Source organism: Staphylococcus sp. LKG3-1 (assembly GCF_048568385.1).
GTDB classification, from domain to species: Bacteria; Bacillota; Bacilli; order Staphylococcales; family Staphylococcaceae; genus Staphylococcus; species Staphylococcus saprophyticus.
The window spans coordinates 170,543-196,759 of the sequence record NZ_CP183796.1 but is presented as its reverse complement, the minus strand read 5'-3'; the positions used below and the strand labels follow the sequence as shown (position 1 = coordinate 196,759).

Sequence of the window (26,217 nt, the reverse complement as noted above, 5' to 3'; positions counted from 1 at the left end):
TTATGTAAAAGATAAACATAAAAAAGATGAGCGAGGTACACTTTATGTCCTCGCTCATCTTTTTTATTAAGCATCGTCTCTTATTACGATTTATCTTGTTGATCTTTTTCAGTTTCTTGAACTGAATCATTAGGTGTTTCAGTTTCATGAGACGTCATCTTTTTGCGTTCTTCAAAATTTTGTCTGCGTAGACTAACTGCGCTCGGCTGTTGTTTGCGTCTTTCTTTTTCGCGCTTCTTACGTTCTTTCTTCTCTTGCTTAACACGCATTTTTTCTTCAGCTTTTTCTTGTTTTAATCGCGCCGCTTCTTCGGCCTCAGCTTGTTGACGACGTTGCTCCGCTTCATGTTCTTCTTGCCTGCGTTGTGCTGCAGCTGCTTCATCTTCTTGGTTATGCTTAGATACGTATTCACCAGATTCATCATACACATCACTCACATTACCAAAATCATCTTCCACATTTTGCGCATCTGCTTGCGTCTCATTTTGTTTTTTCTGCTTATAGTTGTATTTTGCTTGTCTTGATAGAACTTGAGGTTCCTCTTCAGTCGCATCATTTTTACCATTTACTTTATTAGCAACTTCAGATGAATAGCCCCCTCTTCTTAACGAATCATCATTAGTAGGTTGTTCAACATCAGCAGTTTGTTGTTTCTCATAATATTGAGATTGTGGTTGTGGTTCTGGTTCTGACGGTTGATCATAATCAGAATAATGACCTCTATAACCTTCTGTATAATATGCAGGTACTGTTTCTACTTTGTCTTTTCGAGCAAACATCATGATTGCAACGATTAAAAATAGAATTGGTATGATAAGTGGTACAAATAATAATACGAGCGGTAATGTTATAACCGTAGCCAATAAAAATAAGAACCCTGATAAGATTCTAATATTCATAGATATCAGTGCTAAGAATGATAACAGTAAACATACGATAAAGTATACAATGACTGCCCATACACCATTTTGTAGCCAAATAACAAATTGTGTCGTATTCAAACTATTATTTGCTAGAATTTGTTGAACAAAGTCATTACCATTTAGCGTTGTTTCTAAATTTTGTATTGATGTTTCACTACTAAAAGATACTAGTGCAATAAACATCGTAATTACGGTTAGTAGTAATAAGAATACCCAACTTAACCAACCTAATACTTTTTCTGCTAGTCGACTCACTGGTCGTCTAACTTGAGTATATTGCTCTCCTGACATATTTTTACAACTCCTTATATTGCTTGTCAAACTATTATAGCGAATTAATGGCAAAATAACTACTAACTACGCCTTATTTCAAGGAGATTTTAAAATTTAAAAATCGCTCATTATATTCGCTTAATGTTTCTTTACCTAAATCTTTATAAACTTCCAGTCTTTTTTGGTCTTGCTGTGTAGGATAAAAACGTTTATCATTTTTAACTTCATCTGGTAATTTCTCTCTTGCTGCTTTATTAGGTGTCGCATAACCAACCCATTCAGTATTTTGCTTGCTAATTTCTTCGTCTAATAGAAAGTTCATAAATTTATAGGCGCCCGCTTTATTTTGTGCTGTCTTAGGCATCACCATATTATCGAACCAAAGATTAGATCCTTCTTTCGGTACAACATAGTTAAATTCATCACTACCTTGTACCATAGGTGCTGCTACGCCACTCCATACAACCGCAACATTTGCTTCATGTTGCTCTAACATCATCGTTATTTCATCACCTACAACACCTTTAACATTGGGTCCTAGGTGTGATAATGTTTTTTCAGCTTCTGCTAAATGTTGTGAATTTGTATCATTTAAACTGTAGCCTAATTTATTCAAGGCTAAACCTATGACTTCTCTAGCACCATCAACCAAGAGTACATCATTGTTATACTTTTTATCATATAGTTGCTTCCAAGAATCGAAATGATCATTCGGATAAGCTTTTTTATTATAAAGAATTCCTACTGTGCCAAAGAAATAAGGAACAGAGTATCGATTACCTTGATCAAATGACATATTCATATAATCTGAATCTAAATTCTTCATATTTGGTATTTTCTCATGATTTAGCGGCAATAACAAATTCTCTTTTTTTAATTTTTGAACAGTATATTCACTTGGAAAAGCAACATCATAATTTGTGCCACCATTCCGTATTTTTGCTTCCATTGCTTCATTAGAATCAAATGTTTCATAAACTACTTCAATACCCGTTTCTTTTTGGAATTTTTTTATCAAACTAGGATCGATATACTCTCCCCAGTTATAGACATATATTTTTTCACCACTCGCAGAATGGTCTTTAGATGTGAACTTTTGACTTATAAGTAAACAAATCACGCCAACAACAATTGAAATTATAATTAATTGTAAAAATCGTTTCATTGTTGCACACCTCTTTTGCTATGTTTTTTGTGTTTTAGCGTGTTCTGAATTAAATAATAAGCTAATATACCCAGCATGATAACTAAGAATAATATAGTAGAAATCGCATTAATTTCCATACTTATTCCTTTTCTTGCCATGGCGTATACTTCTACAGATAGTACACTAAAACCATTACCAGTAACAAAGAAACTTACTGTGAAGTCATCAAGTGAATAGGTAAGCGCCATAAAAAAACCACCAATAACTGCGGGCATTAAATGAGGTAACATGACTTTGTTTAATACTTGCAATTCAGTCGCTCCAAGATCACGTGCTGCATTTAATGTATGATCATTCATTTCATATAATTTAGGCAATACAATAATCACAACAATTGGTATACAAAATGCAATGTGGGAAATGAGCACCGTTAAAAATCCTAAACCTAAACCAGTAAAATGGCCAATGACTGTAAACATAATCAAAAACGAAGCACCAATCACTACATCAGAAGATACCATTAATACATTATTGAGCGTCAACAATGAAACTTTTAATTTTTTATTTCTCAAATGGTATAAACCAATTGCTCCCATTGTACCGATCACAGTAGCAAAAGCCGCCGCTAACAAGGCAACAGCAATCGTATTAAATATAACTGACATTAGACGATTATTACTAAACAAGGATTGATAATGTTCCAAAGTGAAATGCTCAAAATGAATCATATTCCCAGCAGAATTAAATGAATATACCATTAAAAATAAAATTGGAATATACAATATTGCAATTAATATACCAAGGTATAATTTACCGTACCATTTCATATGACTCACCCTTTTCCATTTGTAGATTTAGTATTCGTAATGATTAACACTAACGCCATAAAGAGAATCAAACATAATGCTATAGTGGAACCCATGCCGTAGTTTTGAATCACTAGAAATTGTTCCTCTATCGCAGTTCCTATGTTAATCACTTTATTTCCAGCAATTAACCTTGTTATCATAAATAACGATAATGCTGGAATAAATGTCACTTGAACCCCTGTTAACACACCTTGTTTTGTAAGTGGTAAGATGATTTTTCGGAAAGTCGTAAACGGACTAGCACCTAAATCACTAGAGGCTTGTAAAATGTTATTAGGGATGTCTTTCATACTATTGAAAATGGGTAAAATCATAAATGGTATATAAATATAACTGGCAACAAGTATAAATGCAGGTACAGTAAATAATAAATCCATTTTAGGTAAATGTAATAAATTTAACATTTGATTGATAACACCATCATGACTCAATAACCCTATAAATGCATAGGTCTTTAGAAGTAAATTAATCCAAGTTGGAATAATGAGTATCATTAACCATAAATTTTGATATTTTGAATTTCGTATAAAATAAGCAGCTGGATAACTAATGAACAATGTAATGATAGTAATGACAGCTGCAAAAATAACTGAATCCCAAATCATGCTAAAATATTTCCACGAAAACATTTGTTTATAATTTTCAAAACTGAAATGACCCTGAATATCAAATAGTGAAAAATAAACAAGTAATAACACAGGTACAATAATAAATAATATCATCCATAATACATATGGGATAAAGAGAAATCGATTCAGTTTACGCATTGTCTTATTCCTCGTAACTTTCAATTCGTTTATCAAATTCTTCTTCTGTCTCACCAGGAACCATAATATGAATTGCTTCAGGATCGAAGTATAAACCTACTTTACTACCTACTTCTGCTTTTTTAGTTGAATGAATCATCCATTCATAGCCTTTTCTATCAATACAATTTATTTCATAATGCACGCCTCGAAATAACATAGAATCTACAGTAACTTCAAACAGTCCACTTTTTGCATCTATCAATGAAATATCTTCAGGACAAATCACAATTTCAACTTTCTTTTGCTCAGGTATACCCATATCTACACATTCAAAATCTTGCCCATAGATATTCACTAAGTAATCTTTAACCATCTTACCTTCTACGATATTTGATTCACCGATAAAATCAGCAACAAAACGATTGACTGGTTCATCATAAATATCAATTGGCGTACCAAATTGTTGGATTTTACCATCTTTCATCACAAATATATAATCACTAAGCGCTAATGCTTCTTCTTGATCATGTGTAACAAAAATAAATGTAATGCCTAATCGAGATTGTATTTCTCTAAGTTCATACTGCATTTCAGTTCTTAATTTTAAATCCAAAGCAGATAGAGATTCATCTAACAATAAAATTTCAGGCTCATTGACAATTGCTCTTGCTATTGCAATACGTTGTTTTTGTCCACCACTAATGCCCTCTATCGTTCTTGATTCATAACCTTCCAGTTTCACTAACTTCAATGCTTCATGTACTTTTCGTTTGATTTCTGATTTGGCTAATTTTTTTAATTTTAGCCCAAAAGCGATATTGTCATAGACATTTAAGTGAGGGAATAACGCATAATCTTGGAACACAGTATTAACTTTTCTTTTATTCGCTGATAAATGATTAATTGATTTACCTTGATAAATAATGTCACCATTATCAGCTTCTTCAAAACCTGCAATTAATTTTAATATCGTTGTCTTACCACAACCTGATGGCCCTAATAATGTATAAAAATATCCTGATTCAATATCTATATCTATTTTGTCTAATATCTGCATATCATCATACTGCTTACTTACAGATTTAAATGATAATAATGGTTCCATACGCGTGTCCTCCTATAGATATGAAGCTGTAACAACAATCATTACTTGTACTTCATCCGCTGTTTGATTTTCTAGTCTATGTATTTGGTTCGCTTTAAAATAAAGCGCGTCACCAGTTGTTGCATAATAATTTTGATTACCCAACATGAGTACTACTTCACCTTTTAAGCAATATATGAAGGTATCAGATTCAGATGGTCCAAAATTTTTATATGATGCATTCGCTCTTAAAGTTAATATCAATGGTTCCATATCAAATTCGTTTGATTGGCTAACTGGCCAGTTCAAAATATAACCTTTATCATATTCATCATATGTGATTTGTGTTGCTTTTTTATATAATACTTTTTCAGATTTAGGTTCTTTGAAAAAATCACTCGGACTTGTGCCAAGTACTTCTAATATATTCAAAAATGTTTCCATACTTGGTGATGCATATTGACTTTCAATTTGTGAAATATAACCTTTTGAAAGATCTGTTCTTTCTGCCAATTCTTCTTGCGTTAACTTTTTTATATTTCTTAAATTTTTAATTTTCTTTCCAATTTCCATATTGTCACCTTTTTGTAATTTTCAAAATTGAATCTAATGCTATTATGTAAAATTAAAAAATCGTTATATGCTGTTTATATTTATCAAACATTTTGTTTAATGCTTAATAAAAATATCAAAATATAACGATGAAGACAATACTTATTTACTTTTTGCTGAAAATAATTTTTGATCTGGTGATGATTGAACTGCTTTCACTGCATGATAACTGCTATAGCCACTACTATTTTCAAATTCTTTAAAAATTTGTTTTTCCTCGGCTTTACCTGGAACGATTTTTTTAAATTGTTTGTAGCGATCTAACAATTTTTCTCCTTCTACACTTGATTCATAATAGGATTCTACTGCATTAAAGAAAGAAACAACTTGCATCATTTCATCATTTGACCAATCTAAATCAATGGGATATTGGTACTCCATAGATTTTAACACCCTTTCATTCAAATTATGATAAACCTCAATTTATGTTTGCTATGCTTTATGTATAAATAAAATGTAACAGTAAAAGACTTTACTTAATAAACCTGTAATCATACTATTCTATTATTTTATTAACTACTCGATATTGCTATCTATATCTATAAAAGCAAATGAGACTGAGACATTCATCGATGTCCCAGTCCCAATTAAATTTATTTGAAATTACTTATAATTACATAGTGTGGATAGGTAATCCTAATGCTTTTTCAGCAGCTTCCATAGACATTTCACCTAATGTTGGGTGAGCATGAATAGTTAATGCTAAATCTTCAGCATTCATACCTGATTCAATTGCTAAACCTAATTCAGAAATAATATCAGAAGCCCCAGTACCTACTACTTGAGCACCTACTAATGTATTATCTTCTTTAAGTGTTAACAATTTAACAAATCCAGTTGTATCATCTAATGATAACGCACGACCATTAGCTGCATAAGGGAATTTAGAAGCAGTAACTGCTAAACCTTCTTCTTTAGCTTGAGCTTCTGTATAACCAACTGTCGCTAATTCTGGTTCAGTGAAACATACAGCAGGCATACCAATGTAGTCTACTTCTGATGCTTCTCCAGCAATAACTTCTGCAGCTACTTTAGCTTCATAACTTGCTTTATGTGCAAGTGGTAAACCTGGTACGATATCGCCAATTGCAAAGATGTTTTCAACTGATGTACGGCTTTGTTTATCTACTTCTAATAAACCGCGATCTGCGAATTTAAGACCTAATTCTTCTAAGCCTAATTCGTCAGTGTTTGGACGACGTCCAACAGTAACTAATACGTAATCAGCGTCGATTGTTTGTTCTTCACCTTTTACTTCATAAGTCACTTTAACACCATTGTCTGTTTCTTCAGCTGATTTCGCCATTGCTTCAGTAACAATTTCAACGCCTTTTTCTTTCATACCTTTTTTAACAGGTTGCGTCATTTGTTTTTCGAAACCGCCTAAGATATCTTTAGCACCTTCTAAAATAGTTACTTCAGAACCAAAGTTAGCAAATGCAGTACCTAATTCAGAACCAATATAACCGCCACCAACGACAACTAATTTACCAGGTACATCTTGTAAATTTAAAGCGCCAGTTGAATCAATTACACGGTCACCAAACTTGAAGTTAGGGATTTCAATTGGTCTAGAACCAGTTGCAATAATCGCGTGTTTGAAGTTGTAAGTTTGAGCACTTTTCTCGTCCATAACACGTAGGCTATTATTATCAACAAAGTAAGCTTCGCCTTTTACGATTTCAACTTTATTACCTTTTAATAGTCCTTCAACACCACCAGTTAATTTTTTAACAACTGATTGTTTGAATTCTTGAACTTTATCAAATTTAAGTGAAACACTTTCAGCAATAACACCTAAATTTTCAGAGTTTTTAGTTTCATCATAACGATGCGAAGCGTGTAATAACGCTTTTGAAGGAATACATCCTACATTAAGACATACGCCACCAAGTTCGCCTTTTTCTACGATTGTTACTTTTTGACCTAACTGTGCTGCACGTATTGCTGCAACATAGCCCCCAGGTCCTGCTCCAATTACAATAGTATCTGTTTCAATTGGGAAATCTCCAACTACCATGTTTTACCCCTCCATTAATAATAATTCTGGATTATTTAATAAACGTTTAATATGATTCATAGCGTTTTGACCAGTTGCACCATCAATTTGTCTATGGTCAAAGCTTAGTGATAATGATAATACTGGTGCCGCAACAATTTCTCCATCTTTTACGATAGGTTTTTGCGCAATACGACCAATACCTAAGATAGCAACTTCTGGGTGATTGATAACTGGTGTGAACCATTGTCCACCTGCTGAACCGATGTTACTAATTGTACAAGTAGCACCTTTCATTTCATCAGCTGATAATTTACCATCACGTGCTTTGACAGCAAGTTCATTAATTTCGTCTGAAATTGCAAACATAGATTTGCGATCAGCATTTTTAACTACTGGTACGAGTAAACCTCTGTCAGTGTCAGCTGCAATACCGATATTCCAGTAATGTTTATGCACGATTTCACCAGCTTCTTCATTAAATGAAGTATTAAGTGCTGGGTATTTTTTAAGTGCAGACACAAGTGCTTTGACAACGTAAGGTAAGAAAGTTAATTTAGTACCTTGTTCAGCTGCAACTTCTTTGAATTTTTTACGGTGATCCCATAATTCTTGCACATCAATTTCATCCATCAATGTTACGTGAGGTGCAGTATGTTTTGAGTTAACCATTGCTTTAGCAATTGCTTTACGCATTGCAGGTATTTTTTCAGTAGTTTCTGGGTATTCCCCTTCTGTAGAAACTGCTGCTGATTGTGCAGAACTTGTAGTTTCTTCGCTAGTTGCTGCTGCACTTTCATTTGAACCTGTTGCTTGTCCACCATTTAAGTAAGCATCAACGTCTTCTTTAGTCGTACGTCCGTTTTTACCTGAACCTGAAACAGCTTTAATGTTAACGCCATTTTCACGTGCGTATTTACGAACTGACGGCATTGCTTTAACACGTTTACTTTCATCTACTTCTTCATCATTTGAAGATTGAGCAGGTGCTGATGCTTCTTCTTTAGTGCTTTCTTCAACAGGAGCTTCTGTTGACTCGCTTGAAGCCTCGTCACTTTCGCTACCTTTAAATTGCATGTCTTCTGCATCAGGTGCATCAATTTTAACAATTGTATCACCAACAACTGCTACAGTACCTTCATCTACTAGTACTTCTTCGATAGTACCTGAAACAGGTGATGGAATTTCAACAACTGATTTGTCGTTTTGAACTTCAGCTAATACATCATCTTCTTCAATTGTATCTCCAGCTTTAACAAACCACTTTACAATTTCACCTTCGTGGATACCTTCACCAATGTCGGGTAATTTAAATTCAAATGCCACGTTATTATCCTCCTAAAAATTCATATTAAGTCAAAAATTAGAAATTGAGAATGCGCTAAACAACTCAAATCTCATGCTTATATATAAACCTGAATGAAGTAGGTATATCGACTTATCGTATACGCTACTTCTTATCAGTGATTATTAAAATTCTAATGTTGCTTTTGCTTTTTCAACAATATCGTTTTTGTTTGGTAACCAAACATTTTCAGCTTGCGTAAACGGATAAACCGTGTCTGCTGCTGCAACACGAGCGATTGGAGCATCTAATGAAAGAATTGCACGTTCTGCTAATTCAGAAGCAACTGCTGCACCAACACCAGCTTGACGTTGCGCTTCTTGAACTACTACAGCACGTCCAGTTTTTTCAACTGAAGCAACAAGTGTTTCAATGTCGATTGGTTGTACAGTACGTAAGTCAATGACTTCTACTGAATAACCTTCTTTTTCTAATTCTTCTGCTGCTTTTAATGATTCTTGTACCATCGCACCATAAGCAATTAGTGTAATATCATTACCTTCTTGTTTAACGTTCGCTTTACCAATTTCGATTGTATACTCTTCTTCAGGTACTTCGTCACGGAATGAACGATATAATTTCATATGCTCTAAGTAAACAACTGGGTCGTTACTTCTGATTGCAGAAATTAATAAACCTTTAGCATCGTAAGGATTAGAAGGAATTACAACACTTAGACCAGGTGATTGCGCTAAGATACCTTCTAAGTTATCAGCGTGTAATTCAGGTGTATGTACACCGCCACCAAATGGAGCACGAATTGTTACTGGTGCTTGTTTAGAGTTACCAGAACGGAAACGCGTACGCGCTAATTGTCCTGCTACAGAGTCGAATACTTCAAATACGAATCCTAAGAATTGTATTTCCATAACTGGACGGTATCCTTGAGTAGTTAAACCTAAAGCTAAACCACCAATACCAGATTCCGCTAAAGGTGTATCGAATACACGATCTTCACCGAATTCTTTTTGTAAACCTTCAGTTACACGGAAAACACCACCGTTAACACCGACGTCTTCACCGAAAAGTAAAACATTTTCATCGTTTTGTAATTCGGTTTTAAGCGCGTTGTTAATCGCTTGTACCATTGTCATTTGTGCCATCGGTTACTTCGACTCCTTCTCTTTATAAATTTCATATTGCTCTGCTAAATTTTGAGGCATTTCTTCGTACATATTTTCCATCAAGTCAATAACAGTTTGTTTTTCTGTATTATCTGCTTCTTTGATAGCAGCTTTAATATCATTTTTCGCACGTTCGATTACTTCGTTTTCTTTTTCTTCAGTCCATAGACCTTTAGCTTCAAGGAATTTTCTATAACGAACTAATGGATCCTTTTTCTCCCATTCAGAATCTTCATCTGAAGTTCTGTATTTAGTTGGATCGTCACCAGCCATAGTATGAGGACCATAACGGTAAGTAATTGTTTCAATTAATGTTGGACCATCACCATTAACAGCACGGTCACGCGCTTCTTTTGTCGCTTGGTATACAGCTAATGCATCCATACCATCAACTTGTAAACCTGGGATACCACAAGCAATTGCTTTTTGAGCTAAAGTAGTTGCCGCTGTTTGTTTACTACGAGGTGTAGAGATAGCATAGTTGTTATTTTGGATTACAAAAATTGCAGGTGCTTTATAAGCAGAAGCAAAGTTAATACCTTCGTAGAAATCACCTTGTGAAGAACCACCATCACCAGTATAAGTAATTGCTACAGCTTGCTTACCACGTTTTTTAATACCTAATGCTACACCAGCAGTTTGTACATACTGTGCGCCAATAATAATTTGTGGGCTTAACGCATTAACGCCTTCAGGCATTCTGTTACCTTTAAAGTGACCTCTTGAGAATAAGAAAGCTTCAGTTAAAGGTAATCCTTGCCAGATTAATTGTGGTACATCACGGTAACCTGGTAAAATAAAATCTTCTTGTTCTAAAGCGTATTGAGAAGCTAATTGTGAAGCTTCTTGTCCTGCTGTTGGAGCGTAGAAACCTAATCTACCTTGTCTATTTAATGAAATAGAACGTTGATCAAGGATACGTGTCCAAACCATTCTCTCCATTAATTCAACTAACTGCTCGTCTGACAAATCTGGTAATAAATCTTCGTTAACGACGTTACCATCTTCATCCAAAATTTGAATCATTTCAAATTGAGATTGAGTATCATTCAATACTTTCTCTGCATCGAATTGGGCTTTTAATTTCGGAGCCATTCAATTCACCAAACCTTTCCCGTATAATAGAAATTCATTTTATTCTTAAACATTGTACCACAAAACTGTTTCGCTTTTAAACAATTTGAAAAAGTTCTGTAGTAGTTAAAACAGGTACAGTTCCGCAACTGTACTAATAAAATTATTACAACTGTATTACCAGTCATTGTATGTCTATCGTTGAGCATTTCCATTTGAATGTAAGCGCAACCAATACTTATACTATATCTTCCATATTATAATTTCAAATGACTCGCTTTTTTGAATTAAGCTAGGCTATCTACATCTTCTTTTTCTTTATTCACTTTATTCATTGTATCTGAATACTTTTTGAAGGCTTTATTCATATCTTTATATGATTTTGATACTGCCTCAGATTTTTTATCAATTTGAGATTGTTCTACTTGATCGCCAGCAGTATATTCAAACATATCTTTTTCTTTATTCATGATATTCTTATAGGCTTTTGCATATTCATCATGTGCCTTATATTTTTCTTTAAGTGCATCATTTAGTTGTTTAACTTCTTTTTTCTTCGCTTTGTCGCTAATATTATCTAAATGTTTTTCCGCTTTTTTGAATTTTTCTTCAGAATTATTTATGGCTTTTTCTTCTTTTCCGAATTCTTTTTCTCTTTGTTCTACATTATCTACAACTTTTTTAGAAGTTTCTTGTACTTCTTGTTGGTCTTTACCGTTGATTTTTTTCACTAATTTTTGTTTGTCTTGTTCTAAACTATTTAATTTCTTCCCTACAGATGATACAGGCTTTTCTTCATCAAAAGCTTTTTGAACTTGTTCGTTGTAATCTTTGATTTCACCTTTATCTGTTGTACAACCTGCAACTAATACTGTAGAAGCAATGACTGCACCGATGCCATATTTTAATTTCATTTTGAAAAATCCTCCTTTATGTGCTTGTAATGTTATATAATATTTTATAACAAATCAAATCTAACTACTGTATTTTATCTATGAAACTTTGGTATATTTTATATTAAGGAAGGTGTATGAACAAATGTTAACTATGAAAGATATTATCCGTGATGGACATCCTACTCTTCGTGAAAAAGCAAAAGATGTTACTTTACCGCTTTCTGAAGAAGATCGTAATACGTTATTGGCTATGCGTGAATTTTTAATTAATAGTCAAGATGATGAAATTGCTACTAAATATGGTTTGCGCTCAGGCGTGGGTCTTGCCGCGCCACAAATTAATATTTCAAAAAAAATGATTGCCGTTTATCTCCCTGATGACGGAAATGGCAAGTCATATGATTTGATGTTAGTTAATCCAAAAATCATGAGCCACAGTATTCAAGAAGCGTATCTTCCTACAGGTGAAGGTTGCCTAAGCGTAGATGAAAACATTCCAGGATTAGTTCATCGTAAAAATAGAATTACTGTTAAAGCTACAGATATCGATGGAAAAGAAGTTAAATTGCGCTTGAAAGGTTACCCTGCTGTTGTGGTTCAACATGAAATTGACCATATCAACGGCATCATGTTCTATGATCATATAGATCCAAATAATCCACTTCAGCCACATAATGATGCTGTAGAAGTTTAATCTATTTGATTAAAACATATTATAAACAAGAGTTTGGTTCATAAATAACCATGCTCAAACTAAAAGAGCTAATCCGCAGTCGGATTAGCTCTTTTTATTTTTAAACTTTTTAACTTTGGCAATGTATACTTAACATCGTATTAAACTTGGTTATCAAACATTTTACAAATAAATTATCAACAATATCATATTCTTTCATTGTTATATCTATGAATTACATGAAATCATCTCTTCGCTCATGAAATGGAATATCTAGCTCTTTAAACTCAGCCTTTAATTCAGTTAATTGCTGAATATCAATAAACTCTGGATCGTGGTTATGTTTAACATAATTTTGATCCTCATTCACTGTATCAATAATTTCATTATAATTAAAAAACATGATAACTTGCTCAGCACGTACTTCAAAAGTGATATCCTTAAATATTTTATCCGTACGCACTTTTTCTTTTTTTACATCTTCTACTATTCTCTTTACATTGTTCAAATGGTCCACCTCAAATATTTACTTATGTATCATACTTAATATATTGTACTTAACTTTCCCTTTAAGATACTTCTTTATCTTAATTAATTTTTATATACTACTCAAGTTTTTATGTTGTTTTTTCAAAATTTTCTGTATTTAATTTCAGTAATTTTTAATATGTAATTTAAATAAGAAGTAACTTGTACTATTAAATAGTTTTCTCTTGTGATAAAACTGCTTTATTTATTCCACTACATCATGTAAAATGAGAAATAACTGAAAACATACAAATTAAAGTATTTGTGTTTTTCTATTCGAACGAACTGAAGATCACCCTAAAAACTTACCAGACAATACTAGTATGTTCTAATTATAGATGGTAGTAATAACACTTTTTATGAAAAACAGAGCTCGTTTTATAAAAGTAGTCTCATCTTTTTCATATATACAAAGTGCTAGGGTATTACAATAAAAATAATTATAAAATCAACACATGATTTTTAGGAGGAAATATATAAAATGGCAGTATTTAAAGTATTTTATCAACATAATAAAGAAGAAGTAATCGTACGTGAACACACACAAACTATTTATGTTGAAGCACAAACTGAAGAACAAGTTAGAAGATATTTGAAGGATCGTAATTTTAATATTGAATTTATTACTAAATTAGAGGGCGCACATTTAGAATATGAAAAACAATCTGATCACTTCAACGTGGAGCAAGCTGAATAATGAAACAAATCCACAAAAATGAAGTTGCGGTATACGCACTTGGTGGTTTAGGTGAAATCGGTAAAAATACCTACGCTGTTGAGTATCAGGATGAAATCGTTATTATTGATGCAGGTATTAAATTTCCTGACGATAATTTATTAGGTATCGATTATGTTATTCCTGATATCACATACCTAGAACAAAACCAAGATAAAATTGTAGGTCTGTTTATTACTCACGGACATGAAGACCATATAGGTGGTGTGCCCTACCTATTAAAGCAAATTAATGTACCTATATATGGCGGTCCATTAGCTTTAGGTTTGATTAGAAACAAATTAGAAGAACATCATTTATTAAGAACTACAGAATTAATTGAAATTGATGAAAGTAGCGTTATTAAATCGAAGCATTTTGAAGTATCTTTCTATCTAACAACACACAGTATTCCAGAAGCCTATGGTGTTATCGTAAATACACCAGAAGGTAATATTGTGCATACTGGAGATTTCAAATTTGACTTCACACCAGTTGGAGAACCAGCAAACATTGCAAAAATGGCAAAGCTTGGTGAAGAAGGCGTACTTTGTTTACTTTCAGATTCAACAAATTCACTCGTTCCAGATTTTACTTTAAGTGAACGTGAAGTTGGACAAAATGTTGAAAAAATCTTCCGCAATTGCAGTGGACGTATTATTTTCGCGACATTTGCTTCAAACATTTACAGAGTTCAACAAGCTGTTGAAGCTGCAATTAAACATAATCGTAAAATCGTTACATTCGGTCGTTCAATGGAAAACAATATTAAAATTGGTATGGAATTAGGTTACATCAAAGCACCACCAGAAACATTTGTGGAACCTAACAAAATAAACACTGTTCCAAAACATGAATTATTAATTTTATGTACTGGTTCACAAGGTGAGCCAATGGCAGCTTTATCAAGAATTGCCAATGGTACACATAAACAAATCAAAATTATTCCAGAAGATACAGTCGTATTTAGCTCTTCACCTATTCCAGGAAATACAAAGAGTATTAATCGTACGATTAATTCCCTTTACCGTGCAGGTGCCGAGGTTATTCATAATAAAGTATCTAACATTCATACTTCTGGTCATGGTTCTAAAGGCGATCAACAATTAATGCTTCGCCTACTACGTCCTAAATTTTTCTTACCAATTCATGGTGAGTATCGTATGCTAAAAGCACACGGTCAATCAGGTATCGAATGTGGTGTTGATCCTGACAATGTCTTTATCTTTGATATTGGTGATGTTTTAGCATTAACACATGATTCAGCTAGAAAAGCCGGCAGAATTCCTTCTGGCAATGTTTTAGTTGATGGTAGTGGTATTGGTGATATTGGTAACGTCGTTATTCGTGATAGAAAGCTTTTATCTGAAGAAGGTTTAGTCATAGTAGTAGTAAGCATTGACTTTAAAACGAATAAACTTCTTTCAGGACCAGATATTATTTCACGAGGTTTCGTATATATGCGTGAATCTGGTCAATTGATTTATGATGCACAACGTAGAATCAAAACGGATGTAATTGGTAAGTTGAATCAGAATCAAGATATTCAATGGCACCAAATCAAATCTTCAATTATCGAAACATTACAACCCTATTTATTTGAAAAAACTGCACGTAAACCAATGATATTACCAGTTATCATGAAAGTGAATGAAGATAATAATCAAACATCCACTAAAAAACCAAGTAACAAAAATACGAAACCGAAGAAAAACAACACAAAATCACCATCAAAAAATCAACAAAATGTAGAAAAATCAAGTAATAAAAATGGCTCAAATAAAGCCAATCAATCCGTTGAAAAACCAAATCAATCGAATCAAAACCAAAATTCAGAATCTTAAAAAAGTACGGGAATGGACTTAAATCTTCATTGTCACAGTAAGCGGCCTAATCCTCATTAAGGATTAGGCTGCTTTATATTTACTCATTTTATTATTCAACACAACTGTAAAAACAAGCATTAATACAACTTACAATATACGAACAGCATTTATGCTATGATATATTAGCTGTGATGTGACATTAATTTAAAGAGAAGTATTTGATTTACAAAGATAAGTTATATACTTATCGTATTAATTATTTGGGCCATTTTAACATCTATTGTCATACCATATGTAATTTATCAGTTGTTATTTCTTCTCTACTACCTTTAATAATCATAATTATATAAAATTGAGTATATGAATCACTTTATGTATATAGGAGGATTATCATGTCGAAAACTTTGAGTCTGAATTTAGTCATCTTAATTATGCTCATCATTCTGATACTAGCGATGATTACTAATTTATTTGGTGCATTATCTATATATTTAATAATAGTTCTTCCAATACTGATGTTAACCATTGGGTTATATGTTTTAATTACTAATGTAAAAAAGTACAATAGTAACAATAACTTTAACAACAAATTGTGATTAACAAAATAAGATAGTTTCTCGCTAATTTACCACCTTTCATAAATGCAAAAAAACGTCAATTTCTATACTATCTCAATAGAAATTGACGTTTATTTTTAATCAAAAATATTAATATTACTGCCTCATTTTTAAATAAGTTATCTTACTACTTTTTTCTCAAAACGATTTAAATCATTATCGTGTCCAATCATGATTAAAATATCTCCTATTTCAATACTAATATTAGGATCTGGAGATACTAAAATGTCTCTACCTCTTTTAATCGCTATGATACTTATTCCAAATTGCGCACGAATATCTAATTGAATTATAGTTTGACCAGCCATTTTTTCACTCGCTTTAATTTCTACTATAGAATGCTCATCTGCAAGTTCTAAATAATCAAGAACACTGGCACTCGCTACATTATGTGCGATTCTTCTCCCCATATCTCTTTCTGGGTGTACTACCGTGTCAGCACCAATTTTATTTAAAATTTTAGCGTGATAATCATTTTGAGCCTTGGCTGTAACTTTTTTCACACCTAATTCTTTTAAGATTAATGTTGTTAAGGTACTCGATTGAATATTTTCACCAATTGCAACGATCACATGATCAAAATTTCTCATGCCCAGACTCTTCATAACTGCCTCGTCTGTAGTGTCAGCAACTACAGCATGTGTTGCAATATCACTATATTCATTCACACGTGCTTCATTCATATCAATTGCCATTACATCCATATCAAGCGCATTTAATTCTCTTACAATACTACCGCCAAATCGGCCTAAACCAATTACAACATACTCTTTATCCATGTGTGTCCTCCAATTTAAAAATCGTGGCATGACCATTCTAAACAACACCACATAAGTATTATTTAGAACAATCATAACCACATTTGAAAATCTTCTATTTTTTGCCTTCCACATATTTTTTGTCGAAAACAAATAATCTTAATATTAATATTAACGATGGAATCAGTAAAAGTAAACCTAAAATAAAGGCAATGATTAACGCAATTGCCATACTACTATTTACTACGTGTTCATTTATACGAATGAACGGATAAAGTAAATATGGTAATTTACTTGCACCATATCCGAAAAATGCAAATCCCATTTGTAAAATGACTAATATAAATGCGTAACCATGTCCTTTTTTCATTAATGTTAAGACCATTGCACCAATAAAACAAATAAAGCTTAACAAGAATATCCACCAATAATTAGATACTGCATTGATGAAGTGTGCTTCATTTTGTAAACGCAATGATAAAAATACAAATAATGAAATTGCTATCATTGGTGGGCCCCAAATTAAGAACCAATATCTTAATAAGTTATACGCTGGTTTATCTTTTGCTTTCGAAGCATAATATGTTAAGAACCCTGAAGATATATACAGAACTGAGATAATCGCTAAGAATACGACTGACCAAGAGTATGGACTTAATAATAACTCTGTCCAATTTAAATCCAAATTATTTTCTGTTCCAGTGATATATCCACCTTCTGAAATCGTTAATGTCGTAGCAAGTGATGCTGGTATTAATAAACCAGCGATACCATACATTGCTAACCAAACTAATTTACTATCTGGGCCATAATTTTCAAAGGCATAAAATGCACCTCTAATAGACAGTAATATTAAAGCGATAGAGGCTGGCAATAGTAACACTGTTCCAAAATACATTGCAGTGTCAGGGAAAAAACCTACCATACCAACAAAGAAGAATACAAAGAAAACATTTGTCACTTCCCAAACTGGGTTTAAATAACGTGCTATTAAATGATTTATTTTCTTATCCTGCTTTGTAATTTTGGCATGTAATGTAAAGAAACCTGCACCAAAATCTATGGATGCAATAATGATGTAACAGAATAAGAAAATCCAAAGTACGGAAATGCCAATATATGCGAATATCATTATGCATCACCTCTTTCTGAAGCTAGTGCTTCAACTTCTTTATAAGCTGGTTTCTCTTTAAACATACGAATTAATACATAAGCAGAGGTAACTATTAACACAAGGTATAACAAGCCGAATAGAATTGTAACTAGGGTTAATCCTCCTGCTTGTGTCGCAGCATCTGCTACTTTAAGATAACCACGAACAATCCATGGCTGACGACCTTGCTCTGTTAAGAACCAACCAAACTCGATTGCTAGCATAGCCGCTGGACCAGTCAATAGTGCACCATATAACATAGGTTTTGAATGTGTAAATTTCCGCAGTTTTTTAAATATAAGTGTAAGTACATATGCACCGGAAACGACTAAACAAAATACCCCCATCGAAACCATGAGATCAAAGTAATAATGTACAATCATTGGTGGTTGTAAATCTTTTGGAAATTCATCCAGACCTTTAACTTCTGTATTAGTATTATTATCAGCTAAAAAGCTAAGGAGACCAGGAATTTTAATTGCGCCATTTACTTCTTGCGTTTTTTCATCTAAGGAACCAAATAAAACTAAATCTGCATGTGATTCCGTATCAAAGTGCCATTCATAAGCTGCTAATTTCTCTGGTTGCTCTTGATGTAAGAACTTAGCAGATAAGTCACCTGCTAACATAGATCCTAATGTAAAAACAACACCTAAGATCATAGTTAGTTTTAGTGCTTTTTTATGATATTCTGTATCTTTTTTAAATTTATTTTTGAGTAATTTGAAAGCAGCGATAGCCGCTAATACAAACGCCATTGTCATAAGTGCAGTTGCAACCACATGGAATGATCTAATTAAAAACGAATCATTAAACATTGCTGCTAATGGTTCTACATTAACCATTTTGCCATTTTTCATTTCAAATCCAGCAGGTGTATTCATAAATGAGTTAACGGCAGTAATAAAGAACGCCGAGAATGATCCACCAAGGATAACTGGTATACTAATTAAAAAGTGCGTCCATTTTCCTTTAAAACGATCCCATGTATACAGATATATACTCAAGAATATCGCTTCAAAGAAGAAAGCAAATGTTTCCATAAATAATGGTAATGCTATAACATGTCCACCCATTTGCATAAATGTTGGCCATAGTAATGACAACTGTAGACCTATAATTGTACCTGTCACGACACCTACAGCTACTGTTATCGTATAACCTTTGGACCATCTTTTGGCTAATGTTGTGTATAGTGGATTATTTTTCTTAATACCAATAAATTCGGCAATAGCGAACATGACTGGCATCCCCACACCAATTGTTGCAAAAATTATATGCACTGCGAGTGTCATCGCAGTTAAAAACCGTGCTAATTCAACTGAATCCATAATATCACCTTTTTTATTTATTTGTGACAAAAATCACAACGTCTTTCCATTATAAACCGGTGTACATATTTTTTAAATTTATTTCTCTCAAAATAAAGTGACAAATTAATGTCTAATTTCATACAATTTAAAAGACTTGAAATATATTTTAAAGTCTCTTATATTATAGTAAATTGAATAAAGAAAGGATAAACCGATTATGAACGAGATTATCATATACACACAAAATGATTGTCCACCTTGTACTTTCATCAAAAACTACTTAGCTGACAATGATGTCGCATATCGTGAAAAAAATATCAGTAATACACAATATAGAAATGAAATGATTGATTATGATGCATTTGCAACACCTTTTATTTTATTAAATGGTGAACCAATGCACCAAATTGACATGGATAAAATAAATAGCACATTAAATAATAAATAAGCGATGCATTCTCAAAGTTAACAATTTAATTATGTTGTAAAGTTAATTAAGTACTAATTATAAAGTAACGTATTTTGTAACTTTTTACAAAATTAAAAATTAATCATTCGTGTTTCTTTAGCCATTTCTAAATAAAATTTATTAATATTAAACACTCTATGCAAACCCTCCAGCCTTTAAATTCACTTTCCAAACATAAAAAACGCCAATTTCTATTTAATTACAATAGAAATCGGCGTTTTTAGTTAATCTCAGATGTTTATATCCAAGACATATCTTTATTTTTTAATAAGTACTCATTTTATTTAGCGTATTGATTTACTAAATCTTGAACTTCTTCAGAAGTAGCACAATCAATTGCTCTTTGAGCTAATTCTTCCATTTCATTTTGACTTAAACCTTTGATTTGACGACGTGCTTTAAGTACTGAGGTAGCACTCATTGAGAACTCATCTAATCCTAAGCCTAATAACAATGGAATTGCAATTTCATCGCCAGCCATTTCTCCACACATACCAGTCCATTTACCTTCTTTATGAGAAGCTTCTATTACTTGTTTTACTAAACGTAATATTGAAGGATTATATGGTTGATACAAGTAAGAAACACGTTCTGACATTCTATCAGCAGCCATTGTATATTGAATTAAATCATTCGTTCCTATACTGAAGAAATCAACTTCTTTAGCAAATACATCTGCTAAAGCAGCAGTAGAAGGAATTTCTACCATAATACCAAGTTCGATATCATCAGAAACTTCAATGCCTTCATTTGTTAAGTTATCTTTTTCTTCAAGTAACAATGCTTTAGCATCACGGAACTCTTGGATTGTAGCTACCATAGGGAACATGATATTCAATTTACCAAAAGCAGATGCACGTAATAATGCACGCAACTGCGGTCTGAAAATATCAGGTTGATCTAAGCATAAACGGATAGCGCGGTAACCTAAGAAAGGATTCATTTCTTCAGGTAAATTCAGATAAGGTAGTTCTTTATCTCCACCAATATCTAAAGTACGTACAACAACGCGTTTATCTTCCATCGTTTCTAATACTTTTTTATAAGCTTCGAACTGCTCATCTTCAGTTGGCATTTCGTCTCTACCCATATATAAAAATTCAGTACGGTATAATCCAATGCCCTCTGCACCATTTTCAATTACACCTTTTAAATCATTCGGTGTACCGATATTGGCAGCAAGTTCAGCGTGTCTACCATCAATTGTAGTTGTCTCTTCATCGCGTAATTTTTGTAATTCTTGCTTGTCTTCAAAGAAACGTTCACGCTTGTTTTGATAAGCAATGACTTCATCTTCAGTAGGATCAATGATGACTTCACCTGTTAAACCGTCAACAATAATCATGTCACCTTGTTTAACTTCTTGAGTAATAGATTTAGTACCTACAACTGCAGCAATTTCTAATGAGCGACTCATAATTGCTGAATGTGAAGTTCTACCACCTATATTAGTTACAAATCCTTGTACAAATTCTTTATTTAATTGAGCAGTATCTGAAGGTGTTAAATCGTTACCGATTATAACAACGCTTTCATCAATCATACTAGGATTTGGTAATTCTACACCTAAAATATGTGCTAACACACGTTTTGAAACATCGCGGATATCGGCAGCACGTTCTTTCATATATTCATTATCCATTGATTCAAAAATAGTAATGAATTGTCCAGTTACATCAGATAATGCAGTTGGTGCGTTAACTTGTTCATTCTTAATTTTTTCTTCGATTGGTTGAATTAATTCAGGATCATCTAAAACAAGTAAATGCGCATCAAAAATTGCTGCTTTATCAGCACCTAAATTTTGTTCAGCATTATTTCTAATTTTAGTTAATTCAACTTTGGATGTTTGAATAGCATTATTGAACTTTGCAATCTCAGCATCTACATCTGACACTTTTTCGCTATCAAATGATAAATCTGGTTCAACTAATAAGTATGCTTTAGCTATAGCTACACCGTCAGATGCAGCTATACCATTTATATAATTAGACATAATTATTTAGTTAATCCTTCTTTAGATAAAATGTCAGTGATTGCTTCAATTGCATCTTTTTCATCGCTACCATCAGCGTAGATTGTAATTTCAGCATCTTTACCTACACCTAAACTCATAACACCCATGATTGATTTCAAGTTAACTTTTTTACCGTTATATTCTAATTGAATATCAGAATCAAATTTTGAGGCAGTTTGAACAAGCATTGTCGCTGGACGAGCGTGAATACCTGTTTCGTCGATAATTACATATGATTTTTGTTCCATAAAATGATTTCTCCTTCGTATAGTTAGAATCGTTAGTTTATTATAAAACCTAGCATAGTTTTATATAATAACATTACCAAATTATTATTATAAATTCAATTCGTTGCACCCACGACATGACAATATTCAGAGAATTTTAGCTAATTTGTGAAAACGCTATAGTTTTAAACAAGTTCTTTCACAACTTTTTCACATTTTTGAATATGTTCATCTCCAATTTTTTTCATAAAGTAATAACTAATTGATGCTGAAATAGCCTGCCCCACAACCGGGAACCATTTCGTTTGTTTCGCAGCTACACGTTTTGCAACATCTCTAACGACAACTTTTAATATCGCATTCGATATTTTTTTACCGATAAATTGACTACCTTGAATCGCCGCGGCAGCTAAGACACGCTCTTTCATATCGTCGCCCATGTTATTCACTTGTTTATGATCTAAGCCATAAATTTTATTAACATCTTCAATAATATCTCTCATCAATTTAATATCGACACCAAAATCTAAACCAGGTATTGGCACAATACTGATACTTGATGATAAAACAGATTTTTTTCTAACTAGTGCCTGTGCACGTTTACGTCGTTCTTCAATTTCTATATTTGTGGTAGGTATATTACTTTTTTGTTTGATATCTTCAATTTTTAATACTTTATTACCAACTTTTTGTGTAACATTATTTGTGATTTTATTTTTAAAACCCATTTTATTCACTCCTTAGTAAATTACTTCGTATTAAAAAGAATACCCTTTTTTCATAATTTTACTTTATTTTTACAAAAACAGCCTTTAAATATTTAGAAGGTTTATAGTGTGGATGTGTTTTGAAATCTTTTGGCAAGCCCATTACATCTACAATTTCATAATCTACTTCTTCTTCTGTTAATGTTTGATTGATTACATTTTTGAATGATTTCAAAGAAAACGTACTATTATTTGTGCATAACAGTAATGTACCGTCAGGCCCTAATATTTCAAGTGCACCTTTAATTAATTTATCGTAATCTTTTAATACCGAAAAAGTTTTTTTCTTGTTTCTAGCAAAACTTGGTGGATCAATAACAATCGTATCGTAAAACAAGTCATGACGACGCGCATAATTAAAATAATCAAAAGTGTCCATTACATAAATATATTGTGACTTAGGATCAATACCATTCAAGCCAAAATTTTCTTCTGTAAGTGCACGTGATCGGTTTGCTAAATCTACGCTTGTTGTCATTGTTGCGTTTTCGGCAGCTATAACAGAAAATGCACCCGTATAACTAAATACATTTAATATTTCTTTATCTTCAGCATAATGATCTTTTAATTTTTTTCGTACTTCTTTTTGATCTAAAAATATGCCTGTCATAGGTCCATCATTTAAATCTACATTATAGAATGTGAAATTTTCTTCAATAATAATTGGAAACTCAGGTGCTTCACCATCAACAAATCCACCTTGAATTTCTGCGTCTTTAAATCTCATTTTTTCAAATATAGACGTATATTCGAATACATTTTCTAACGCTGATAACACATTATAACGGAATTTATAAATGCCTTTTGAATACCATTGGATTAAGAAATGACCATCATAGTTATCTATGGTTAAACCACCTATACCATCGCCTTCACCATTAAAAACACGAAAAGCATTCGTCCCATCAATATTATAGAAATATTCACGTTCAGCTTTGGCATTTTTAAATAATGTTTCAAAAAATTGTGTGTTAATGACTTCATCTTTGTCATAGCTCAATACCCAGCCAACGCCTTTATGCTGTCTACCAACATAAGCAGTAGCTATATATTGATCTCTATCGTTCATTAAATAAAATAGGTCTCCCTCTTTTAAATGATCGTGTGCATAAATATCTTCTTCATCTACTAATGGGTATTCATTTAAATATTTCGTTTCTTTTCCTCTATTTAACGTGGCAATTTTCATAAATTTATGTCAGCCTTTCTACTTTTATTTATATTTATTATTTACTTATTCATTTTATCATCTCATTAACATCGTAACATCAATTATCTACAATTCACCAAAATATTATATCTGAAACTTCATAAGTATTTTTATAGAAATTTAATTTTTCAATAAAGATTGGGTCGCCTCACCTTATCAAATATAGTGAATGACATCCGCCGATGCTCATGAATAAGTGCGACTAATCCACATAAAATGTGAAAGAAATTCTATTTAGAAGTTATGTTTCACCTTTACTTTCAAATAAAAAAAGCCTGAGACAATGCCATGTCCCAGACTTCTTCCTTGTTTCTATTAAAGTAATTAATATTTAGTTGGTTCACGTAACTTCATAACAAATGCTACAAATATAGCCAATAGCATAATGATTAAAATTGGTGTGATAAAGATAGATAATAATAATCCGTGAACCATAATGTTCATAAACTCAGTCAGTAATTTAAAGAATAATAAACTGACCATAAACATTTGCAGATAATAGAACCTATCTTTTAAGAAATTCGTTAATGTTGTCAATATATAAATAATGATAATAATCATTAAAAAGAATAGCGTAATCCATTCTATCACATATTGTGTTTGGGAAATTTCCCAATTACCTGAAACAAAAAGTGAATTCCTATTGTTAAATTCAATTAAAGTAAAGAATAATAAGATTGCTCCACAGAACAACTCTACATATGCAGGTTTAATCCATTTAGGTTTTTTCATCCAATTTGGAATATCATCCTCTTGAATATCGATAATTTCTTTCCATTTAGCAATAAATTTATCTTTTTTATCTCTAGCTTTTTGAATATCAACACTTCTGCGCGTTTTACGTGTAAATTCTGTTGTTTTATCTTGTAGTGTCTTCCATGTTTCTTTCGTTTGATTTGTTACTGATCCTTTGTTAGTTCTTGATAATTCTGGTTCTTCTTCCCCAAGTTCTTGTTTTGTTAAAGGAAGTGATCTTCTTAAAAATAAGAAGTTCCAAATAGACATTTGTCCAAGTAACCACATGATAATAAAGAATGTGTTAACACTCAAAATATCAATAGGAATGATTTCATCGCTTTCAATTCTTCCGTATAAAACAATTTGCGTTATTAAGTAACTTATCCCATAACTGAAAATAATCCATAAATAATGATATTTTCTATGTTCTGTATTTAACTCGTCCTTATAAACGATATAACCAATATGAATTGCAAATGGTATTACGAAAATAATAGCAAAAAAGCTATAAACTTGAGTCATCAATATCAGTGTTATGATGAAAAAAAGAATACCAATAACTAAAAAGAATGCTGAAATATCATAGTCATATCTTGTCGTTCTATATAAAGTAAAGCCAATTATAATGACACCAATACCAAATAAAGCAATAATGATGGCACTAATTATCGGGAAATTACCTATGTAATTACTCATTACTCTAATTATTTCACCAAAAAATGCATTTATAAAATCCCATACATTATGAATGTGCAAATCAATTTTACCTTTACCATTTAATTTATTAATTAATGGTAAATTAATTAAAATGATAAGACCTGTGAAAAGCGAAACGATGCCTATAACATAACTATATAATATCTCAGCGTGTTTCTTCAAAAAAGACATACCATTCACCTCAAAAGTTATTATATATGAACATTTAGTTCTTGTCTTTAATTATCTAATAAATAAGTCCATAGTATGATATAAAATGACTTATAGTCAAATTTCCACTTACAATTCATGTTTAAACAATTTTATAAATTTAACTTATTAAGTACATTATCGATGCATTATTTAGATTATCCATTAATTAACATTAATCTCATATCAAACTATTGTAATTATA

The 26,217-nt window shown here is 32.2% G+C and carries 26 protein-coding genes; 5 read left to right on the top strand and 21 right to left on the bottom strand.

What is annotated here, in order from left to right:
• Positions 1 to 83: 83 nt before the first annotated feature.
• The 12 genes from auxB to ACM595_RS00945 form a co-directional block, all read right to left on the bottom strand.
• Positions 84 to 1,214, bottom strand: a complete 1,131-nt coding sequence (gene auxB, locus ACM595_RS01000) for a lipoteichoic acid stability factor AuxB (RefSeq protein WP_419744417.1) — start codon at positions 1,212 to 1,214, stop codon at positions 84 to 86.
• A 73-nt stretch (positions 1,215 to 1,287) separates the two neighbouring features.
• A complete protein-coding gene (locus tag ACM595_RS00995; protein ID WP_037538832.1) occupies positions 1,288 to 2,361 on the bottom strand; it encodes an ABC transporter substrate-binding protein in 1,074 nt (357 codons plus the stop codon).
• A complete protein-coding gene (locus ACM595_RS00990) occupies positions 2,358 to 3,170 on the bottom strand; it encodes an ABC transporter permease (RefSeq protein ID WP_041079068.1) in 813 nt (270 codons plus the stop codon). Before ACM595_RS00990 ends, ACM595_RS00995 begins: the two co-directional genes overlap by 4 nt.
• Positions 3,171 to 3,175: 5 nt before the next feature.
• Positions 3,176 to 3,979: an ABC transporter permease gene (locus ACM595_RS00985; RefSeq protein ID WP_011303412.1), complete on the bottom strand. Its 804-nt coding sequence runs from the start codon at positions 3,977 to 3,979 to the stop codon at positions 3,176 to 3,178.
• Between the two features lie 4 nt (positions 3,980 to 3,983).
• The gene (locus ACM595_RS00980; RefSeq protein WP_419744416.1) at positions 3,984 to 5,066 is read right to left on the bottom strand and encodes an ABC transporter ATP-binding protein; all 1,083 of its coding nucleotides are present in this window, start codon (positions 5,064 to 5,066) and stop codon (positions 3,984 to 3,986) included.
• Between the two features lie 12 nt (positions 5,067 to 5,078).
• Complete coding sequence (locus ACM595_RS00975) at positions 5,079 to 5,618, bottom strand: helix-turn-helix domain-containing protein (RefSeq protein ID WP_011303414.1); 540 nt, start codon at positions 5,616 to 5,618, stop codon at positions 5,079 to 5,081.
• Between the two features lie 141 nt (positions 5,619 to 5,759).
• On the bottom strand, positions 5,760 to 6,038 hold the full coding sequence (locus ACM595_RS00970; RefSeq protein ID WP_002483673.1) for a UPF0223 family protein: 279 nt from the start codon (positions 6,036 to 6,038) through the stop codon (positions 5,760 to 5,762).
• 232 nt (positions 6,039 to 6,270) lie between these two features.
• Complete coding sequence (gene lpdA / locus ACM595_RS00965) at positions 6,271 to 7,677, bottom strand: dihydrolipoyl dehydrogenase (protein ID WP_002483674.1); 1,407 nt, start codon at positions 7,675 to 7,677, stop codon at positions 6,271 to 6,273.
• Between the two features lie 3 nt (positions 7,678 to 7,680).
• On the bottom strand, positions 7,681 to 8,982 hold the full coding sequence (locus ACM595_RS00960) for a dihydrolipoamide acetyltransferase family protein (protein ID WP_115338590.1): 1,302 nt from the start codon (positions 8,980 to 8,982) through the stop codon (positions 7,681 to 7,683).
• A 144-nt stretch (positions 8,983 to 9,126) separates the two neighbouring features.
• Positions 9,127 to 10,104 carry an alpha-ketoacid dehydrogenase subunit beta gene (locus ACM595_RS00955; protein ID WP_002483676.1) on the bottom strand — a complete coding sequence of 326 codons (978 nt, stop codon included), beginning with the start codon at positions 10,102 to 10,104 and terminating at the stop codon, positions 9,127 to 9,129.
• Positions 10,105 to 10,107: 3 nt separating this feature from the next.
• Positions 10,108 to 11,220, bottom strand: a complete 1,113-nt coding sequence (pdhA, locus tag ACM595_RS00950) for a pyruvate dehydrogenase (acetyl-transferring) E1 component subunit alpha (protein ID WP_069825773.1) — start codon at positions 11,218 to 11,220, stop codon at positions 10,108 to 10,110.
• 266 nt (positions 11,221 to 11,486) lie between these two features.
• Complete coding sequence (locus ACM595_RS00945) at positions 11,487 to 12,113, bottom strand: YkyA family protein (protein ID WP_002483678.1); 627 nt, start codon at positions 12,111 to 12,113, stop codon at positions 11,487 to 11,489.
• Between the two features lie 124 nt (positions 12,114 to 12,237).
• On the opposite strand from ACM595_RS00945, the gene def reads away from it, so the two are divergent.
• The gene (gene def, locus ACM595_RS00940; protein WP_011303417.1) at positions 12,238 to 12,789 is read left to right on the top strand and encodes a peptide deformylase; all 552 of its coding nucleotides are present in this window, start codon (positions 12,238 to 12,240) and stop codon (positions 12,787 to 12,789) included.
• Between the two features lie 214 nt (positions 12,790 to 13,003).
• On the opposite strand, the gene ACM595_RS00935 is transcribed toward def, so the two are convergent.
• The gene (locus ACM595_RS00935; RefSeq protein WP_011303418.1) at positions 13,004 to 13,276 is read right to left on the bottom strand and encodes a hypothetical protein; all 273 of its coding nucleotides are present in this window, start codon (positions 13,274 to 13,276) and stop codon (positions 13,004 to 13,006) included.
• 501 nt (positions 13,277 to 13,777) lie between these two features.
• On the opposite strand from ACM595_RS00935, the gene ACM595_RS00930 reads away from it, so the two are divergent.
• From ACM595_RS00930 to ACM595_RS00920, 3 genes are all read left to right on the top strand, one after another.
• A complete protein-coding gene (locus ACM595_RS00930) occupies positions 13,778 to 13,993 on the top strand; it encodes a DNA-dependent RNA polymerase subunit epsilon (RefSeq protein WP_002483681.1) in 216 nt (71 codons plus the stop codon).
• A complete protein-coding gene (gene rnjA, locus ACM595_RS00925) occupies positions 13,993 to 15,855 on the top strand; it encodes a ribonuclease J1 (protein WP_041079060.1) in 1,863 nt (620 codons plus the stop codon). The genes ACM595_RS00930 and rnjA overlap by 1 nt, the downstream gene beginning before the upstream one ends.
• Before the next feature lie 374 nt (positions 15,856 to 16,229).
• On the top strand, positions 16,230 to 16,433 hold the full coding sequence (locus ACM595_RS00920; protein ID WP_069821866.1) for a hypothetical protein: 204 nt from the start codon (positions 16,230 to 16,232) through the stop codon (positions 16,431 to 16,433).
• 140 nt (positions 16,434 to 16,573) lie between these two features.
• Here the strand turns inward: ACM595_RS00920 and ACM595_RS00915 are convergent, their stop codons facing one another.
• From ACM595_RS00915 to ACM595_RS00905, 3 genes are all read right to left on the bottom strand, one after another.
• The gene (locus ACM595_RS00915) at positions 16,574 to 17,233 is read right to left on the bottom strand and encodes a potassium channel family protein (protein ID WP_002483683.1); all 660 of its coding nucleotides are present in this window, start codon (positions 17,231 to 17,233) and stop codon (positions 16,574 to 16,576) included.
• A 94-nt stretch (positions 17,234 to 17,327) separates the two neighbouring features.
• Complete coding sequence (locus tag ACM595_RS00910) at positions 17,328 to 18,344, bottom strand: cytochrome d ubiquinol oxidase subunit II (protein WP_002483684.1); 1,017 nt, start codon at positions 18,342 to 18,344, stop codon at positions 17,328 to 17,330.
• On the bottom strand, positions 18,344 to 19,696 hold the full coding sequence (locus ACM595_RS00905) for a cytochrome ubiquinol oxidase subunit I (RefSeq protein WP_069821864.1): 1,353 nt from the start codon (positions 19,694 to 19,696) through the stop codon (positions 18,344 to 18,346). Before ACM595_RS00905 ends, ACM595_RS00910 begins: the two co-directional genes overlap by 1 nt.
• A 199-nt stretch (positions 19,697 to 19,895) precedes the next feature.
• On the opposite strand from ACM595_RS00905, the gene ACM595_RS00900 reads away from it, so the two are divergent.
• Positions 19,896 to 20,126, top strand: a complete 231-nt coding sequence (locus tag ACM595_RS00900; RefSeq protein ID WP_115338591.1) for a glutaredoxin family protein — start codon at positions 19,896 to 19,898, stop codon at positions 20,124 to 20,126.
• Positions 20,127 to 20,427: 301 nt separating this feature from the next.
• Here ACM595_RS00900 and ptsP read toward each other — a convergent pair whose 3' ends face one another.
• From ptsP to auxA, 5 genes are all read right to left on the bottom strand, one after another.
• Complete coding sequence (gene ptsP, locus ACM595_RS00895; RefSeq protein WP_041079056.1) at positions 20,428 to 22,143, bottom strand: phosphoenolpyruvate--protein phosphotransferase; 1,716 nt, start codon at positions 22,141 to 22,143, stop codon at positions 20,428 to 20,430.
• Between the two features lie 2 nt (positions 22,144 to 22,145).
• A complete protein-coding gene (locus tag ACM595_RS00890; protein ID WP_002483688.1) occupies positions 22,146 to 22,412 on the bottom strand; it encodes a phosphocarrier protein HPr in 267 nt (88 codons plus the stop codon).
• Between the two features lie 164 nt (positions 22,413 to 22,576).
• A complete protein-coding gene (locus ACM595_RS00885; protein ID WP_002483689.1) occupies positions 22,577 to 23,119 on the bottom strand; it encodes a hypothetical protein in 543 nt (180 codons plus the stop codon).
• Positions 23,120 to 23,177: 58 nt separating this feature from the next.
• On the bottom strand, positions 23,178 to 24,347 hold the full coding sequence (locus ACM595_RS00880; protein ID WP_041079055.1) for a class I SAM-dependent rRNA methyltransferase: 1,170 nt from the start codon (positions 24,345 to 24,347) through the stop codon (positions 23,178 to 23,180).
• A gap of 345 nt (positions 24,348 to 24,692) precedes the next feature.
• Positions 24,693 to 25,994 (bottom strand): lipoteichoic acid stability factor AuxA, encoded by a 1,302-nt coding sequence (gene auxA, locus ACM595_RS00875; protein WP_115338593.1) that lies wholly within the window; start codon positions 25,992 to 25,994, stop codon positions 24,693 to 24,695.
• Positions 25,995 to 26,217: the final 223 nt, after the last annotated feature.